Origin of the sequence: Nocardia sp. NPDC051321 (assembly GCF_044455225.1) — a bacterium.
Classification (GTDB): Bacteria; Actinomycetota; Actinomycetes; order Mycobacteriales; family Mycobacteriaceae; genus Nocardia.
The window spans coordinates 713,843-729,391 of record NZ_JBITEM010000001.1 but is presented as its reverse complement, the minus strand read 5'-3'; the positions used below and the strand labels follow the sequence as shown (position 1 = coordinate 729,391).

14 protein-coding genes are annotated in these 15,549 nt (G+C 69.0%); 6 read left to right on the top strand and 8 right to left on the bottom strand.

From position 1 onward, the window contains the following. The first annotated feature begins 106 nt into the window (after positions 1-106). Entirely contained in the window at positions 107-1,702 is a 1,596-nt protein-coding gene (locus tag ACIA8C_RS03410; protein ID WP_397130612.1) for an ATP-binding protein, read from the top strand. Then, a complete protein-coding gene (locus ACIA8C_RS03405; protein WP_357380854.1) occupies positions 1,699-2,397 on the top strand; it encodes a response regulator in 699 nt (232 codons plus the stop codon). Before ACIA8C_RS03410 ends, ACIA8C_RS03405 begins: the two co-directional genes overlap by 4 nt. Positions 2,398-2,491: 94 nt before the next feature. Here ACIA8C_RS03405 and ACIA8C_RS03400 read toward each other — a convergent pair whose 3' ends face one another. The 3 genes from ACIA8C_RS03400 to rfbD all read right to left on the bottom strand — a co-directional run bounded on the left by ACIA8C_RS03400 (position 2,492) and on the right by rfbD (position 5,556). After that, a complete protein-coding gene (locus ACIA8C_RS03400) occupies positions 2,492-3,571 on the bottom strand; it encodes a sugar phosphate nucleotidyltransferase (RefSeq protein ID WP_397130611.1) in 1,080 nt (359 codons plus the stop codon). A 127-nt stretch (positions 3,572-3,698) separates the two neighbouring features. After that, a complete protein-coding gene (locus ACIA8C_RS03395) occupies positions 3,699-4,595 on the bottom strand; it encodes a glycosyltransferase family 2 protein (protein ID WP_396992618.1) in 897 nt (298 codons plus the stop codon). 91 nt (positions 4,596-4,686) lie between these two features. After that, positions 4,687-5,556, bottom strand: coding sequence for a dTDP-4-dehydrorhamnose reductase (rfbD, locus tag ACIA8C_RS03390; RefSeq protein WP_397130610.1), 870 nt, complete (start codon positions 5,554-5,556; stop codon positions 4,687-4,689). A gap of 293 nt (positions 5,557-5,849) precedes the next feature. On the opposite strand from rfbD, the gene ACIA8C_RS03385 reads away from it, so the two are divergent. From ACIA8C_RS03385 to ACIA8C_RS03375, 3 genes are all read left to right on the top strand, one after another. Then, the gene (locus ACIA8C_RS03385; protein ID WP_397130752.1) at positions 5,850-7,274 is read left to right on the top strand and encodes an LCP family protein; all 1,425 of its coding nucleotides are present in this window, start codon (positions 5,850-5,852) and stop codon (positions 7,272-7,274) included. Positions 7,275-7,277: 3 nt separating this feature from the next. Further along, on the top strand, positions 7,278-8,000 hold the full coding sequence (locus tag ACIA8C_RS03380) for a TIGR03089 family protein (RefSeq protein ID WP_397130609.1): 723 nt from the start codon (positions 7,278-7,280) through the stop codon (positions 7,998-8,000). Positions 8,001-8,209: 209 nt separating this feature from the next. Then, positions 8,210-9,517, top strand: coding sequence for a cytochrome P450 (locus ACIA8C_RS03375; RefSeq protein WP_397130751.1), 1,308 nt, complete (start codon positions 8,210-8,212; stop codon positions 9,515-9,517). 16 nt (positions 9,518-9,533) lie between these two features. Here the strand turns inward: ACIA8C_RS03375 and ACIA8C_RS03370 are convergent, their stop codons facing one another. Next, entirely contained in the window at positions 9,534-11,165 is a 1,632-nt protein-coding gene (locus ACIA8C_RS03370; RefSeq protein ID WP_397130608.1) for a carboxylesterase/lipase family protein, read from the bottom strand. Positions 11,166-11,316: 151 nt separating this feature from the next. Between ACIA8C_RS03370 and ACIA8C_RS03365 the strand changes: the two genes are divergently transcribed. Continuing rightward, the gene (locus tag ACIA8C_RS03365) at positions 11,317-11,541 is read left to right on the top strand and encodes a zinc ribbon domain-containing protein (RefSeq protein ID WP_397130607.1); all 225 of its coding nucleotides are present in this window, start codon (positions 11,317-11,319) and stop codon (positions 11,539-11,541) included. A gap of 39 nt (positions 11,542-11,580) precedes the next feature. On the opposite strand, the gene ACIA8C_RS03360 is transcribed toward ACIA8C_RS03365, so the two are convergent. From ACIA8C_RS03360 to ACIA8C_RS03345, 4 genes are all read right to left on the bottom strand, one after another. Then, entirely contained in the window at positions 11,581-11,856 is a 276-nt protein-coding gene (locus tag ACIA8C_RS03360) for a SelT/SelW/SelH family protein (RefSeq protein ID WP_396992613.1), read from the bottom strand. A 15-nt stretch (positions 11,857-11,871) separates the two neighbouring features. Beyond that, positions 11,872-12,261 (bottom strand): YchJ family protein, encoded by a 390-nt coding sequence (locus ACIA8C_RS03355; protein WP_397130606.1) that lies wholly within the window; start codon positions 12,259-12,261, stop codon positions 11,872-11,874. 101 nt (positions 12,262-12,362) lie between these two features. After that, complete coding sequence (locus ACIA8C_RS03350) at positions 12,363-12,812, bottom strand: hypothetical protein (protein ID WP_397130750.1); 450 nt, start codon at positions 12,810-12,812, stop codon at positions 12,363-12,365. 13 nt (positions 12,813-12,825) lie between these two features. Beyond that, entirely contained in the window at positions 12,826-15,243 is a 2,418-nt protein-coding gene (locus ACIA8C_RS03345; protein WP_397130605.1) for an AAA family ATPase, read from the bottom strand. Positions 15,244-15,549 lie beyond the last annotated feature (306 nt).

The following is a 15,549-nucleotide window of genomic DNA, read 5'->3' as shown; positions in this document are numbered from 1 at the left end:
AGTGGTGCCGACGTGAGGTGCCTCACGCCTTCCAGGCAGAATGATGACGGTCCGGGTGACGCCGGTCACGGTTTGGTGCATTACGTTCAGTGGAGGAAAACAGCTAGTGAGACGCGGTCGGCTATCCCTGGCCGGTCAGGCCTTCGCGCTACAGCTGATCGTGTTGACTCTGATGGTCGCTGTCGGCGCGGTCCTGGCGGTGCTCGACGCACGGCACCACAGCGACGTGACGACCACCCGCGAAGTACGGGATGTCGCGGTGAGCGTGGCTGAGGCGCGGTCCACCCTGAGTGCCATTTACACCACCGACCCGACGGCCCAGCTGCAGCCGGTGACCGAGCGGATCCGCAACGCGACCGGCATGGACTTCATCGTCGTCATGGCGCCGGACCGCACCCGCTACACGCACACCAACCCGGCCATGATCGGGCAGCCGTTCAGCGGGAACATCGACCGCGCGCTGGCCGGGGAGACCTTCACCGAAACCTTCACCGGCACCCTCGGCCCGTCCATCCGCGCGGTGACACCGGTCTATGACGGCGGGCGCGTGGTCGCGCTGGTGTCCGCCGGGGTGACCAGGGCCAAGATCGGCGACCAGGTCGCCACCCAGCTGCCGTTGATCCTCGGCGTTGCGGCGGCGGGCCTGATCGTCTCCGGCAGCGGGTCGTTCCTGCTGAGCCGTCGGCTGCGCAGGCAGACACACGGGCTCGCGCCCGAGGAGTTGCGGGCCATGTACGAGCAGCACGACGCCGTACTGCATTCGATCCACGAGGGACTGGTGGTCTTCGGCATGGCCGGTGAGCGCGCCGAGGTGGTCAACGACGAGGCGCGCAGGCTGCTCGAGCTGCCCGACGGCGAGGTGCGCCGCGGCGACCTGCCGACCTCGATGCGGCAGATGAGCTGGGGCGTTGTCCGCGACGAGATGCACGTGACCGGCGACCGGATCCTGCTCATCAACCAGGACATCGTCACCTGGGAGGGACGGCCGATCGGCACCGTGATGACCATTCGCGACCACACCGAATTGCGGGCGGTGATGGGCGAACTCGACTCGGTGCGCAGTTTCGCCGAGTCACTGCACGCGCAGGCGCACGAATCGGCCAACCGGCTGCACACCGTGATCACCATGGTCGAGTTGGGCCGCTACGCAGAGGCGGTCGACTTCGCCACCTCGGAACTACAACTGTCCCAAGCGCTTATCGATCGGTTGCTGGACGCGGTCGGCTCGCCCGCGCTGGCAGCGCTGCTGCTCGGCAAGGTGAATCAGGCGGCCGAACGCAGCATCGAGTTGACCATCACCGAGGAGACCGCGCTGGACTCGATCGAGCCGCTGACCCCGCAGGAGACGGTCACCCTGGTCGGCAACCTGATCGACAACGCCATCGACGCCGCCGCGGAGAGCCCGTCGGGCTGGGTGGAGGTCACCGTCCGGCACCAGGGTGCGGCCGGGGAAAACGCCGAAGCTGTTTCGGCTGAGCACGATTCGGCGCTGTATGTGCGCGTCGCCGACAGCGGGCCCGGGATGTCCGAGGAAACATTCGCGCGGGCGTCGCAGCGCGGTTATTCGACCAAGGCCGACCATCACGGGCTCGGCCTCGCCCTGGTCCACCGGCTGGTGGCCAGGCACGGGGGGACCATCCGTACCGAACTAGATCCGGAAAGCGCGGTAACCGTGACGATTCCGCGAAAGGACGCACAGTGATCCGAGTGCTGATCGTCGAGGACGAACCCCTCATCGCCGAGGCACACCGCGCCTATGTGGACCGCATCGAGGGCTTCACGCCCGTCGGGGTGGCGCACACCGGTCGCGAGGCGATGCGTGCGGCCGCCGATGCCGCGGCCGAGGGGACGCCGATCGACCTGGTGCTCATGGACATCGGGTTGCCCGATGCCAGCGGCCTCGATGTCGCGGCGGCGCTGACCGGTCTCGCTCCCCGACCCGACGTCATCGCCATCACCTCGGCCCGCGACCTCGCCATGGTGCGCACCGCTGTCTCGCACGGCGTTGTCCTCTATCTCTTGAAGCCGTTCACCTTCGCCGCTTTTCGGGACAAGCTCGATCGCTATCGCGAATTCCGCACCGCCCTCCCCGCGGGCGAAACGGCGGTCTCCCAGCACGACATCGACCGCGCCCTCAGCGCGCTGCGCACCCCCGACCAGCGCGCCACCACCCCCAAAGGCGTTGCGCCGCAAACCCTTGACGAAATATCCCGCACCGTAAGGGCCGCGCCGGAGGGCATCACCGCCGCGGACACCGCCAGCACGATCGGCGTCTCCCGCATCACCGCATGGCGCTACCTGGAGAAGTTAGCTGACGACGGATTGGTCACCCGCCGTTCGGATTACGGCCGTGCGGGCCGCCCGAAGACCCGCTACGTCTGGAAAACCAAAGCATAAAGCCGCACGGGTGATGCTCAACTAGTAGATCGACGGTGGCGGTCGGCGCGAATCTCATCGCGCCGACCGTTCCGGCGAAAAGCCGGGCAAGCCGCTATACGTCGGTGGAGAACCGGATTCCGCCGTCTGGGATCTCCACCCCGGGCCAGACGCGCGCGCCCCGTAGTAGTTCGCAGCGAGCACCGACCTGCGCGCCGTCACCGATAACACCGTCACGCACCAGGGCACGCGGCCCGATGCGCGCGCCGAAGCCGATGATCGAGCGTTCGACGGTGGCACCGGCCTCGATGATCGCGCCGTCGAAGATGACCGCGCCGTCGAGGCGGGCGCCCGCGCCGACCTCGGCGCCGCGACCGACGACCGTGCCGCCGATGAGCAGCGCGCCCGGCGCGACGCCGGCACCGGGGTGAACCAGCGATTCACCGCGCTGCCCCGGCAGGGCGGGCGAGGGCGCGATGCCGCGGACCAGGTCGGCGGAGCCGCGGACGAAGTCCTCGGGGGTGCCCATGTCCCGCCAGTACGACGAGTCGACGTGCCCTTGCACGCGCGCGCCCTCGGCGAGCAGCGTCGGGAACACCTCGCGCTCCACCGAGACCGGGCGGCCCGACGGGATCTTCTCGATGTACTCACGGCGGAAGACGTAGCAGCCCGCGTTGATCTGATCGGTCGGCGGATCCTGCGTCTTCTCCAGGAACGCGGTGACTCGGCCGTTCTCGTCGGTGGGCACGCAGCCGAAGGCGCGCGGATCGCTCACCCGGACCAGGTGCAAGGTGACATCGGCGTTCGTCGACTCGTGCGTATCGAGCACCGCGCCGAGTTCGGTGCCGCCGAGCACGTCACCGTTGAACACCATCACCGTGTCGGCGCGCAGCTTGGGCAGCACATTGCGGATGCCGCCGCCAGTGCCGAGCGGCTCGGTCTCGGTGACGTACTCCAGCTCGAGGCCGAGGTCGGAACCGTCGCCGAAGTGCTCCTCGAACACCTCCGCCTTGAACGAGGTGCCAAGCACGACGTGCGTGATCCCGGCGTCGGCGATGCGGGCGAGCAGATGCGTGAGGAATGGCAGCCCGGCCGTCGGCAGCATCGGCTTGGGTGCCGAAAGGGTGAGCGGGCGCAGTCGTGTGCCCTGCCCGCCAACCAGGATCACGGCGTCGGTGCCTGCATTTCCTGCCATTCAAGGTCCCCTGTTCACAGTGGATCGATTGTTGCGCGCGCCGATCGGCCCGCGGCCTGCGCCAGTTCACGCCGGGCCGCATCGAATACATGCGGGCCCGTTCGCCCATTGTCGCCCAGCCGCGTGTCTAGTGACCCGCTTCTTGCGCCTGTTGGCGCAGCGCAGATCGAACCGCAATCCGGGAGCGCACCGCAAGTCCGGCCCGCAACGCGAGCCGCAACGGCAGCTGCCACCAGTGCGGATGCCGGTCGGCCTGGAATCGGTAGGCACTGGCGTGGTGCGCGGGCAGCATCACCTCGGGATGCCTGCCCGCTGCGTGTCCCTTGGCGTGGGTGACCTCGGCGGATGGCACGAATACGTTGTGCCAGCCCGCCTTGCCCATCCGGTCGCCGAAGTCGACGTCCTCCATGTACATGAAGTAGCGCGAGTCGAAGCCGTCGATCGAGTCGAAGGCGGCGCGGCGCACCAGCAGGCAGGACCCGGACAGCCAGCCGACGACGCGCTCGGAGACCTGCTCGTTTTCCTGGCGGTAGCGGCGGGTCCACGGGTTCGTCTTCCACACCGTGCCGAGGATCGCGTGGCCCGCGCCGTCCAGCAGGCCGGGCACCTGGCGGGCGGACGGGTAGACGCTGCCGTCCGGTTCCAGCACCAGCGGGCCGAGCGCACCGGCCCGCGGCCAGCGCTTCGCGGCTTCGAGCAGCTTGTCGATCGAATCGGTGCCCCAGCGGATGTCCGGATTGGCGATCACCACGAACTCGATATCCGGATCGATCTCGGCGACGGCCCGGTTGATCGCGCCGCCGTAACCGATATTGCCGCCGGTGCGCAGCAGCCGCACGTGCGAATTGGCCTCGGCGATCAGCTCCGGCACCCCGTCGGTAGATCCGTTGTCGGCGAGAATCACCTGCGGTTTCTCGGAGGTGGCATCGGCCAGCGTGGTGATGAAGTGCTCGAGGTGCTCGCCCGGTGAATAGGTCACCGTGACGACGGCCAGCCCCGGCTTGGCGGAATCGGAAAGGCTCACAACTCCGCCTCGCTGACGCTCGGCTCCGTTGTGACCGCTTCGGCGGCCGTGCCTATGGTTCGCTCGCTGCGCTCACTCACGACCGCACAGCCTAGTCGGATACCCGCGCCAGCGCGTCCCCCAGTGCCACCTGCCACGGACGCAACGGAGTCAACCCGGCGTCATCCCACGCGCGATGCGACAACACCGAATATGCCGGGCGCCGTGCGGGTCTCGGAAATGCGGACGAGTCACACGGCCGGACCCGCGCCGGATCGGCACCGACTCCTTCGAATACCGCCCGCGCGAGCTCGAACCAGGTGGCCTGCCCGGCATTGGTGGCGTGCAGCAGCCGGGGCGCGTCCGGTCGACCCGCGAGTTCCAGCAGGGCGGCCGCGAGATCCGCCGCGTAGGTGGGTGCCCCGAGCTGATCGTCGACCACGTTCACGGTGTCGCGCTCGCGCTCCAGCCGCCGCATGGTGGCGACGAAATCGCTTCCGCGCCCGGTATATACCCATGCGGTACGCACCACGTGCGCCCGCGGAGCCAGCGTCAGCACCGCCCGTTCACCAGCGAGTTTGGACTCCCCGTAGACACTGACCGGTCCGGTGGGATCGGTGGTCTCGTACGGACGATCGTGCACGCCCGCGAACACGTAGTCGGTGGACAGTTGAATAAGCCTGGCCTCGACCCGCGCGCAAGCGGCGGCGAGCACGGCGGGCCCGGTCTCATTACCCGCGAAAGCCGCCGCGACGTCGGATTCGGCCTGGTCGACCGCGGTGTAGGCGGCGCAATTGAGCACCACATCACCCGGTTCGAGCACGGCGGCGACCGCATCCGCGTCGGTGATGTCGAGGTCGCGGCGTCCGAAGGCACGGGCATCGGGCGCGCGGCGGAGCAGTTCCCGCCCGAGTTGCCCACCCGCTCCCGTCACGACGAGGCGCGCGGGCCGGGTGGCGTCGGACGATGTCGAGGCTGTCACGGGGTCGAGTCTGGCACGCCGCCACACCTGCGGATTGCGGGTGCCCGCGCCGCCATTCGTTAGCCTTCAGTCAGTTGCCCTCGGCTGGTGCCCACCGCGAACAAGGGTTTGCCACATGGGTGCCCGGGGATACAGAAAGGTGGGGTGGTCAGACGGACCGTGCTGTCGAAAGAGGCCCCGAGCTTGTCGAAAGGATGTCGAGTTGTCGAGAGGACACAAAGTAGCTGCGGCGCAGGAGGTTCCGGGTGACCCGGCCGCGCGGCGCTGAATCGCTTTTACCGGCAGGTGGCCCGCTGCGTGGCTTCGCCGCGGTCCTCGCCGTGCTGGTGCTCGTCATCACCGGCTTCGCCTGGCACAGCGTCGACAGCCTGATCTCCAATATCGAGCGGATCGGCAACCTCGGCCTCGGCGGCGGGCGCGACGGCGCGGTGGACATTCTGCTGGTCGGCGTCGACAGCCGGACCGACGCGCACGGCAATCCGCTGTCCGATCGGGAGCGCGTGCTGCTGCACGCGGGTGACGAGGTCGGCACCAATACCGACACCATCGTGCTGATCCGGGTACCCAACGACGGCCGGTCCGCGACCGCCATCTCCATTCCTCGTGATTCCTATGTCGACATCCCCGATCTCGGCAAGGGCAAGATCAATTCGGCGTATGGCGCGACCAAAGAGACACAGCGACTGAAGCTGATGAACCAGGGCGTCGCGGAGGCCGAGGCGGACAAGCAGTCCACCCAGGCGGGCCGCCAGGCCTTGATCAAGTCGGTGGCCAACCTCACCGGCATCAGCGTCGATCACTACGCCGAGGTGAGCCTGCTCGGCTTCGTGCTGCTCACCGATGCGGTCGGCGGGGTCGAGGTGTGCCTGAACAATCCGGTCGACGAATGGATGTCCGGCGCCGACTTCCCGGCCGGACGCCAGCGCCTCGACGGCCCGGCGGCATTGAGCTTCGTGCGACAGCGGCACAATCTCCCGCGCGGTGACCTCGATCGCATCGTGCGCCAGCAGGTGTTCATGGCCCAGCTGGTCGGGCAGGTGCTCAACGCGAAGACGCTCGGCAATCCAGGAAAGATGAAGCAGCTCAGCGACGCGGTCGGGCGCACGGTCGTGCTCGACGACGACTGGGACGTGCTCGCGTTTCTGCAACAGTTGCAGGACCTTTCGGGCGGGCAGGTGAAGTTCGAGACCATTCCGGTCACCGATCTGAACTACATGACCGACCGGGGCGAATCGGTGGTCCGGGTCGACCCCAAGGCGGTGAAGACCTATGTCGGCTCGCTGGTCGACGGGAAATCCGCCGAATCGGACGAGCCCGCGGTGGATCCGGGCACGGTGGCCGTCAGCGTGTACAACGCCAGCGGCGTCGGTGGCCTGGCCGGTCAGGTCGCACAGGCGTTGAGCGGGAAGGGTTTCCGCGAAGGGCTGGTCGGCAACTACACCGGTCCCAGCGTCTCGAGCAGCCGGGTACTCGCCGCGAACACCGCCGACCCCAAGGCCAAGGCGGTGGCCAAGGCACTCGGCGGGCTGCCGGTGCTCGCGGATACGACGCTGTCGCCGGATTCGGTGAGCGTGGTGCTGGCGAGCGACTATTCTGGTCCGGGCTCGGCGGCAGGGGGCATGTTCGACTTCTCCGGAACGTCGAGCGCCACCGCGACGCCAGTCCCGCCAGCCCCACCGATCGACGCAGGCCAGAACGGACCGAAATGCGTGAACTAGACCATGCGTGAATTCGACCAGGCGCTCACCCTCACCGAGCAGGTGCTCGATCCGATTCTCGCGCGCGAGCCGGCGAATCCGCGCGTCACCTACTACGACGACGCCACCGGCGCCCGGATCGAACTGTCCGGGCTGACCCTGGCGAACTGGGCGGCCAAGACGGCCAACCTGATCCGCGACGAATGCGGCCTCAGCCCCGGCGCCAGGATCGCGGTGCTGCTGCCCGCGCACTGGCAGACCGCCGCCGTGCTACTCGGCTGCTGGTGGGCGGGCACCGAGGTGGTGCTTCGCCCCGACCCGGACGCCGAACTGGCCCTGGTGACTCCCGACCGGCTCAATGATGCCGACGGGATCGCCGAGGTCGCGGCGCTGTCCCTGGACGCGATGGGCTCCCCGGTGCGTGATCTGCCGGTCGGCGTGACCGACTTCGCCACCTCCGTGCGGGTGCACGGCGATCAGTTCCTGCCGGGTGGCGCGGGTGCCGCACTGGACGGCATGCCGGTGCCGGAGGTGTTCGCGGAAGCGAAGAAATCGGCCATGCGCCAAGGGTTTTCGGAGGGCGACCGGGTGCTGTCGAGCACCCCGTGGGACACCCCCGCCGAACTGATCGACGGCTTCGTCGCGGTACTCGCCGCGGGCGCCTCCCTCGTCCAGGTCGTCAACCCCGACCCGGCCCTGCGCGACCGCCGCATCGAATCCGAACGCGTCACCGCCCAGCGCGCCTGATCCCCAAACCGACCGAAGGTCAGCTGTACCGACCGAGGCGATTTCGACCGAAGGGCACCTTCAGCGGGCAAGATGGTGTGAAGGGCGCCTTCGGTCGAGCCTGGTTTGCTCCTACCACGGTATAGGCGGAAGTCCGACTAGAGGACGTTCCACATTTTGGCCGGGTTCCGTACGGTGGAAATATCTCACAACGACGGAGTTGGTGAATGATGAAGCCGCAGTATTGGTTCCGCTGGTTATCCGTCCAAGGCGCACCCCGGCTCGTGCTGCGCACGCAGGCACGGCGCGGTGAGCCGTTCGCCGAACTGATGGGCGGGCCCACCGGGTTCGCCGATCCTTATCCCCTCATCGAGCGGTTACGCGGTGCGGGCAGGCTGATCCGCACCTCTATCGCCTGGGCGAGTTTCGATCACGAGGTGTGCCGATCCATCCTGCGCGACAACCGATTCGGCGTGCGCACCACCGAAAGCTTCAACACCCCCGCGCCGATGCGGAAGCTGGCCAAGCACTTCCCGCTGCCGCCGAACCCGGTGGAGCCGCCGTCGATGCTGGTGATCGACCCGCCGGAGCACACCAAGATGCGCAAGCCGGTCGCCTCCGCGTTCACCCCGCGCGCCATCGCCAGGCTGCGCGACCGGGTGGAAACGGTCACCGCGGAACTGCTCGACGGGCTGCCGTCGAGTGGCTCTGCCGATCTGGTCACCGCCTTCGCCGCGCAGGTCCCGATCGCGATCATCTCCGAAATGCTCGGCTTCCCCGACGCGGACAAGGAACGGTTCCTGCACTGGGGCGACCGGATGACCCCGCTGCTCGACGTCGGCATCTCCTGGCGCGCGTACCGGCGCGCACTGCAGGCCATGGAGGTGATGAACGACTATTTCGACGAGCACATCGCGCGGCTGCGCCGCACCCCGGGCGAGGACATCCTCAGCACCCTGGTCACCGCCGGAGAGCTGGATATGTTCGCGCTCAAGGCATCCGCGAGCCTGCTGATGGGTGCGGGCTTCGAGACCACGGTGAACCTGATCGGCAACGGCGTCGTCCAGCTGCTCGAGCATCCGGAACAGTTGGCGCGGCTGCGCGCCGAGCCGGAGCTGTGGCCGAATGCCATCGAAGAGATTCTTCGCTTCGACTCGCCGGTCCAGACGACGGCGCGAACCGCGTTGTGCGACGTGGACATCGACGGCATCCAGCTGCGCGCGGGCGACACGGTCGTGCTGTCGCTGGCGGGCGCGAACCGCGATCCCGCGGTGTTCGCCGAGCCGGACCGCTTCGATGTCGGCCGCGCGAATGCCAAGGAGCACTTGTCGTTCAGCAGCGGCGTCCACGTCTGCCTCGGTGCCAGCCTGGCCAGGATGGAAGGCGTCTACGCCCTGCAGTCGCTGTTCGACCGCTTCCCCGATTTGCGACTGGACGGAGCACCGCGGCGTCGAGAGTTGTTCACGCTGCACGGATATGAGCAGCTGCCGGTCCGTCTCGGGCGCCGGGCCCGCACCCCGGAACCCACCGCCGTCTGAGCGCGCACCGCGGCGGTCAGCCGAAGCCGACCGCTTGCTCGCCCCACGCGGTGTGCAGATCCGTGTCCGGGTCGTCGACAATGCGGTCGACGGTGTCGATCAGCAAGGTGGTGCGCGTCGACGGACGGTACGGCGGCCAGTGTTTCGAGCCATCGAGCGCGGCGGGAACGCCGTGCGTGGCAAAAGCCAACCAGCGCCGCATCATTCGGCCCGATACCTCCATGGCCACCTTGCGGCCGCCGAGCCAGAACGTCGGGTCATGGTTGAACGAGCCGAAATTGCCGAACACATAAGGCAATTCGGTGGCGTGCCCCGCGCCGACCCGGGCGGCGCGCAGCATCGGCGTCGCGTGGTCGAAGCGGTACATCCAGGTCGGTGAGTGCTGCGCGTGCGCGTCGGCCACCCAGTGCGCCGGCATCCGGAACGCGGCATCGCCGGACATCGCCAGCGCGCCGCGCGTCTTGTCCAGATCCGGGTAGGCGGAGGTGATTTCGGCGATCCGCTCGTGCGACAGCTCCGGATGACTGGCCGCCACGTCGCTGAGCATCGCGTTCACCGCGTCCGGGGTCACCGGCATGATCGGCGAGCGGAACACCCGGAACAGCGACGCCTCGTCCTTGTTGGTGCCGATCATCAACGGCACCCGATGCGAGCGCCCGTGCTGGAACCGCTCGATCGGATAGGTCGGCAACAGGTCGCCGTCCACCACCGGCGCCGCCGCCAGCCGGCCCGGCTCCTTCAACGGAATCTCGTCGAGCAGGATGCCGGCGACCTCGACGATCTTCTCGATCGGCCAGTCGAGCAGTTCGACGGCCCGGTGGGCGGGCAGTTCCAGCAGCTCGAGGAACCGCCGGGCTACTCCGGCGGCCCGTTCCTGACCGAAAACGGTAGTCGCGGGCGGACTCTCCGCGATGGCCTTGTGGAACAGCCCGGCCGCGCGCGGCGAGGTCAGCAGCGCGGTGACGCAACCGGCGCCGGAGGATTCGCCGAACAACGTCACGTTGCCAGGGTCGCCACCGAACGCGACGATATTGTCGCGCACCCATTCCAGCGCCGCGATCTGGTCGTGCAGCCCGAGATTCGGGGTGAACGGGCCCGGCAGCGAGGACAGATCGAGAAAGCCGAACGCACCGAGCCGGTAATTCACGGTGACCACCACAACGTCACCGGCCTCGGCCAGCTTGCGTCCGTCGTAGATGCCCTGCGCCGCGGTACCGAGGCAGTAGGCGCCGCCGTGCAACCAGACCAGCACCGGACGCGGTTCGCCGGTCTCGAAGGTGTGCACCACGTCGCCGACGTCGCGGCGGGGCGACCAGACGTTCACCCAGAGACAGTCCTCGCCCATCCGCAGGTCCGAGTCGACGGGGACCATGTTGCCCATGGTCTGCGGGGCGATGTCGCCGAAGACCGCGCAATCCCGGGTTCCCGACCACTCGGGCGCGGGCAATGGCGGAAGGAAACGATGTTCCCCGCTCGGCGCCGCCGCGTACGGAATGCTGCGCCACACTGCCACCGGACCGTCCCAGCGCCCGCGCACCTCGCCCGATGTAGTGGCGGCGATCGGCGCGGAGCCCACTTCCCAACCCGGTGCGGTCTCGAACTGAGTGCCCGGAGTGGCTGTACTGATCGGCTCGCCGCGTTCGCGCATGGTTCGCACCTCCTGCCAGGGACCCATCGGTGTGCTGCCGGTTTGCTCCAGCGGGCCCCGCACCTCGTGATCTCTTCTTCGAGAGTACGTCCATGCTGACGACCTGGGCACGCGACGCACCATTATGCGACCCCGGCGGTACGCTTGACCGATGCCGAGTTACAGCTATCGGTGCCGCAGTTGCGGGGACACTTTCGAGATGAACCGCCCGATGGCGGAGTCGTCGAGTCCGGCGTCCTGCCCGAGCGGCCATGCCGACACAGTCAAGCTGCTGACCACGTTTGGCACGGTCAGCCGGGGTAACGCGGCGCCTGCGCCGAGCCAGGCCGCGCCCCCGGCCGGTGGCGGGTGCTGCGGCGGCGGCTGCTGCGGCTGAGCGGCGCGGTACCGCGATCGAGTGTCGCCGGGGCCGGGTTCAGTCCCGGCGATCGGCGTGGCCGAGATCACGGTCCGGCGCGACCCGATCACGCACCCGCTGTTTCAACACCGCGATATCGGGAAAACCGCCGTCGGCCTTGCGTTCCCAGATTTGTTCAGCGTCGACGGTGATCCGGAAAACGCCGCCCGTCCCCGGAATCAGTGCCACCTCACCGAGTTCGGTGGCGAAGGTGCTCAACAGCTCCTGCGCCATCCAGCTCGCGCGCAACAGCCAGCGGCACTGGGTGCAGTACTCGATCGCGACACGGGACATAGTGGGTCACGGTACTCAGGCTTCGATTTCGCCGTCGAGGTAGACCCAGGCTCCGTCGGCGCGCAGGAACCTGCTCACCTCGTGCAGGGAGCCGCGGGTGCCCTCGGCCCGATAGTGCGCGACGAACTCGACCAGGCCGGTCTCGTCGAACAGCCCGCCGTCGGCGGTGCGCAGTATCTCCAGGAACAACCAGCGCTGCCCCGGGTCGAGCTCCAGCGTCGCAGGCCTGGTCCGCGGATGCCACGATCCACGGAGATAATCGGTGTCCCCGACCGCGAAAGCGGTGTAGCGCGAACGCATCAGCGCCTCGGCGGTCGCCGCCGCCCGCTTCCCGTTCAGCACCGGCCCGCAGCAGTCATCGAAGGCCTCGCCCCGGCCACACGGACACATCCGCGTCCCACTCATCCGTCGATTGTCGCGCGTCGCCCGCAACAAGATCGGGCCGGGTAGGCAGGACCGGGCGCACACCGTCGCGAGCGAGCCGGCCCGGCCGTCGATTCCGCCGCTCAGCGGGCCTCGACGGCCGACAGGGCCTTGGCGATCGCGACGGTTTGTTCGCGCCAGCGGCGTAAGTCGGTGACACTGGGCGCGAGCTCGTAGTCGTGGTGGTGCGCGGCCCTGGAGAGCGCGGCCCACAGGGCGGCGACCTGCGCGGCCACCTCGGGACCGGCGAAGGTGCGCAGTGCGATCAGCTGGGCGCGCATCGGACAGCGCGTCAGGGCGGGCGCCAACCGGATCCACAGCTCATCGACGGACTGCTCCAACGCGATTCGCAGAATCCACGCGGTGGCGCGGGACCACAGGCCGCCCGCGTCGGTCACCGATCCGGCCAGCAGGCGATCCACCGTGTCGAGCCGCTCGGCCACCGACGGCCGCGGCCGCCTCGGGCTCTTCGCCGGTCCGCGCTTTCCGCGCCCGCCACCGTTCGGTCCCCGGCGCGGCCCGCGCTGCGTCATCGCCACCGCGCGGTCACCTCGCCAGCCATGCGACGAAACGTTCGGTCTCGGTGATCAATTCGCGCATGCCGCGCCCGATCGGCACGTGCGCACCGGCCGTCGCGTCGCGCAGCGCCTCGACCACCCATTTCCCTTCGCGCGCAACGAGATACTTGTTGAGATCGTCGACCTTACCGCCGACACCCATCACCGCGAGGGCGACCTTGGCCCTGGTGGATTGGGCCGCATCGATGTGGCGCTCCACCTCGCGGTGGTTCATGCCGTCCGCGAGCAGGGTGCGTCTGGCCCGGCCAAGGCTCGCGGCCTCCACCGCGGAACGACAGCAGGTGGCGACGAGTTCGTCGGCGATGGCCTGCGGCAACTGCGGGGTGCGCACGAGCGCGCGGGCGTCGTCGAGATAGCGGCGGACCGGATCGCTGGATACCCGCACCTCGACCACCGAACGGTCGCGGCGCTGCACCTCGAGCACGGTGGCGTCCAGCTGCATCCGGCGCACCGCTTCGGCGAGGCGCTCGTCGTGGGTGAACACGACCACCTGCCGGGTCCACGCGACCGCGGCGAGCACCCTGGCCAGCCCGTCCACCTTCGCCGGGTCCATCGCCTGCACCGGGTCGTCGATCATGACGAAGCGGAACGGGCTCTCCTCGACCGTGGCCCTCGGCAGGAACAGCGACAGCCCGAGTGCGTGCAGCTCGCCCTGGCTCATCACACCGAGCGCGGCCCCGTCCACGTCGTCGACGGTGACGTCGAGCAGCACCCGGCGGGCGGTTCCGGCGTTGCCCTGCAAGGTGATCGAGCCGAGTTCCACGTTGCTCTGCTGGCGCAGCGTCTGCCAGACCCAGCGCGCCGTGGTCTCCAGCGGCGTCATCCGTTCACCGCGCAGGCCAGCGGTGGCGGCCTTGAGCCAGTCCTCGGCCTTTTTGACGGTGCGCAGTTCGGCGGCGTGCGCGGCGACCTCGCGCGCGCCCTCCAGCCAGCTCACGATGCGCGGCACCAGCGGGGTCCACACCTCGTCGAGGCGGTCGAGTTCCTTGCGGGTGCCCTGCTGCACCTGTTCGAGTTCGTCGACCAGTCGCGCGTGCGCGCCGCGCAGCCGGTCCGGCAGGTCAGGGCTGTAGTCGGCGGAGGTGAGCGCGGCCCAGTCAGCCCAGGCCCGGCGGACGGCGGCGGTGTCCACCGAGGGTGGGTTGCGCGGGTCGAAATCCAGTTCCGGCGGAATGAGATCCGGCAGCGACCGCGCCGCGCGCATCGCCTCGCCGAGTTCGGTGCGCGCGGTGGTCAGCGCGTCGACCCGCGCGGCAAGGGCGGCGATCGAGGCGTCGGCCTCGCGCGCCCACGCGTCGTCCAGGTCGCCGCGACCGCACACCGGGCACGGACAGGTACCGGTTGCGGTGTGGTGGTCGCGGGCCCGGCGCAACAACTCAAGCACACGCAGGTCGGCCTCGGCGTCGGCAGTCGTACCGCGGGTCAGCGCCGTGCCGCATTCCACCAGCCGGGCGGCCACCCGCGCCACCTCCGCCGCCGTCGGCAGGGTGAGCCGCACGATCGCGCGCAGACCCGCCGGGCCGTCCGGATCGTCGAAGGTGCCGATCACCTCGCGCCCGACGGCGGCGAGGTCCGGTTGCGCGGGGCGGAGCAGGCCGTTCACCCGCACGGCACGGTCGTCGGCCACCGTCTCGAGTGCCTCGAGCAGCTCGAGGCGTTCCTGGCGTGAATCGCGCACGGCGCGTTCCAATTCCAGGCGGCGCAGCCGAATTCGCTCCTGCGCCAAGGTCAGTTCGTCGAGGCCGAGCAGTTGGTGCAGCGCGTCGAACAGGTCGCTCGGTTTGCCGTCGACCAGCGCGCCGAGCTCGCTGTAGGACAGAAACGGGCGGTAGAGCTCCAGCCTGCCTGCCCAGCGGTCCATATCGAATTCGGTTGGCGCGGTGGGCGGGTGCTGTTCGGTCCAGGTCGCGTCGGGTAGGTCCGCGTCGGCGGCCCATTCTTTGGCGATGGTCAGCTGTGGCTTGCTGCCGGTGGTGAGCAGTTCCACCTCGATGCGGGCGGTGCCGCCGTCGTGCAGGTTGCGCCAGCCCTCCCGCCAGGCCGCGGATCGACCGTCCCAGCGGCGATTTCCGCCGGTGAACACCAGCTCGGCGGCCTCGGCGAAGCTGGACTTGCCGCTGCCGTTGCGGCCGACGACCAGGGTGAGGCCGGGGCCGGGCGGCAACTGCAGCTCGGCTTGCGGGCCGATGCCGCGGAAGCCACGCACCCGGATGGCGCGCAGAAAGATCCCGCCGTCGTCGAATTCGGTTGCCCGCTCATCGTTCTCGGTGCCGCCGAGGGCGCGCAGCACGGTTCGTGCGACCGACGGGGTCACCGAGGGGTCCGCGGCGAGCCTGCGGGTAACCACCTCGGTCAATCTCGGCACCGGATCGGCGTCGGGACGCACTTTGATTGGACCCCCTCCACCACCGAGCCGCTACCGGTCCTCCGGCTCCGTGCACGGCGCCACTGTCGAAGCTGTGCGAAACGCTACCCGATCGCGTCGGATTCGCCCACCGGAGGAAATCCTCCGGACCCGATGCGAATCTGCCCGCGCGGGGATGGATATGGCCATCGAAACGGCTGGGGCCGCGCTTCGATGTCCACCCCTCGCCAGCCCCGGCGGGCAGCTCGTCGGTGTATCACCCGATTTGGATGGTTCGGTCGAGCCGAACAGGACAGAATGCCAGAGAACACCCATGTACGCAAGAGG

What these genes read in the sequence shown, in the direction of transcription:
- ACIA8C_RS03400 (WP_397130611.1), bottom strand. Translation starts at nt 3,571, where the DNA reads ATGGCAGGAAATGCAGGCACCGACGCCGTGATCCTGGTTGGCGGGCAG.
- ACIA8C_RS03380 (WP_397130609.1), top strand. Translation starts at nt 7,278, where the DNA reads ATGCGTGAATTCGACCAGGCGCTCACCCTCACCGAGCAGGTGCTCGAT.
- ACIA8C_RS03375 (WP_397130751.1), top strand. Translation starts at nt 8,210, where the DNA reads ATGAAGCCGCAGTATTGGTTCCGCTGGTTATCCGTCCAAGGCGCACCC.
- ACIA8C_RS03370 (WP_397130608.1), bottom strand. Translation starts at nt 11,165, where the DNA reads ATGCGCGAACGCGGCGAGCCGATCAGTACAGCCACTCCGGGCACTCAG.
- ACIA8C_RS03365 (WP_397130607.1), top strand. Translation starts at nt 11,317, where the DNA reads ATGCCGAGTTACAGCTATCGGTGCCGCAGTTGCGGGGACACTTTCGAG.
- ACIA8C_RS03360 (WP_396992613.1), bottom strand. Translation starts at nt 11,856, where the DNA reads ATGTCCCGTGTCGCGATCGAGTACTGCACCCAGTGCCGCTGGCTGTTG.
- ACIA8C_RS03355 (WP_397130606.1), bottom strand. Translation starts at nt 12,261, where the DNA reads ATGAGTGGGACGCGGATGTGTCCGTGTGGCCGGGGCGAGGCCTTCGAT.
- ACIA8C_RS03350 (WP_397130750.1), bottom strand. Translation starts at nt 12,812, where the DNA reads ATGACGCAGCGCGGGCCGCGCCGGGGACCGAACGGTGGCGGGCGCGGA.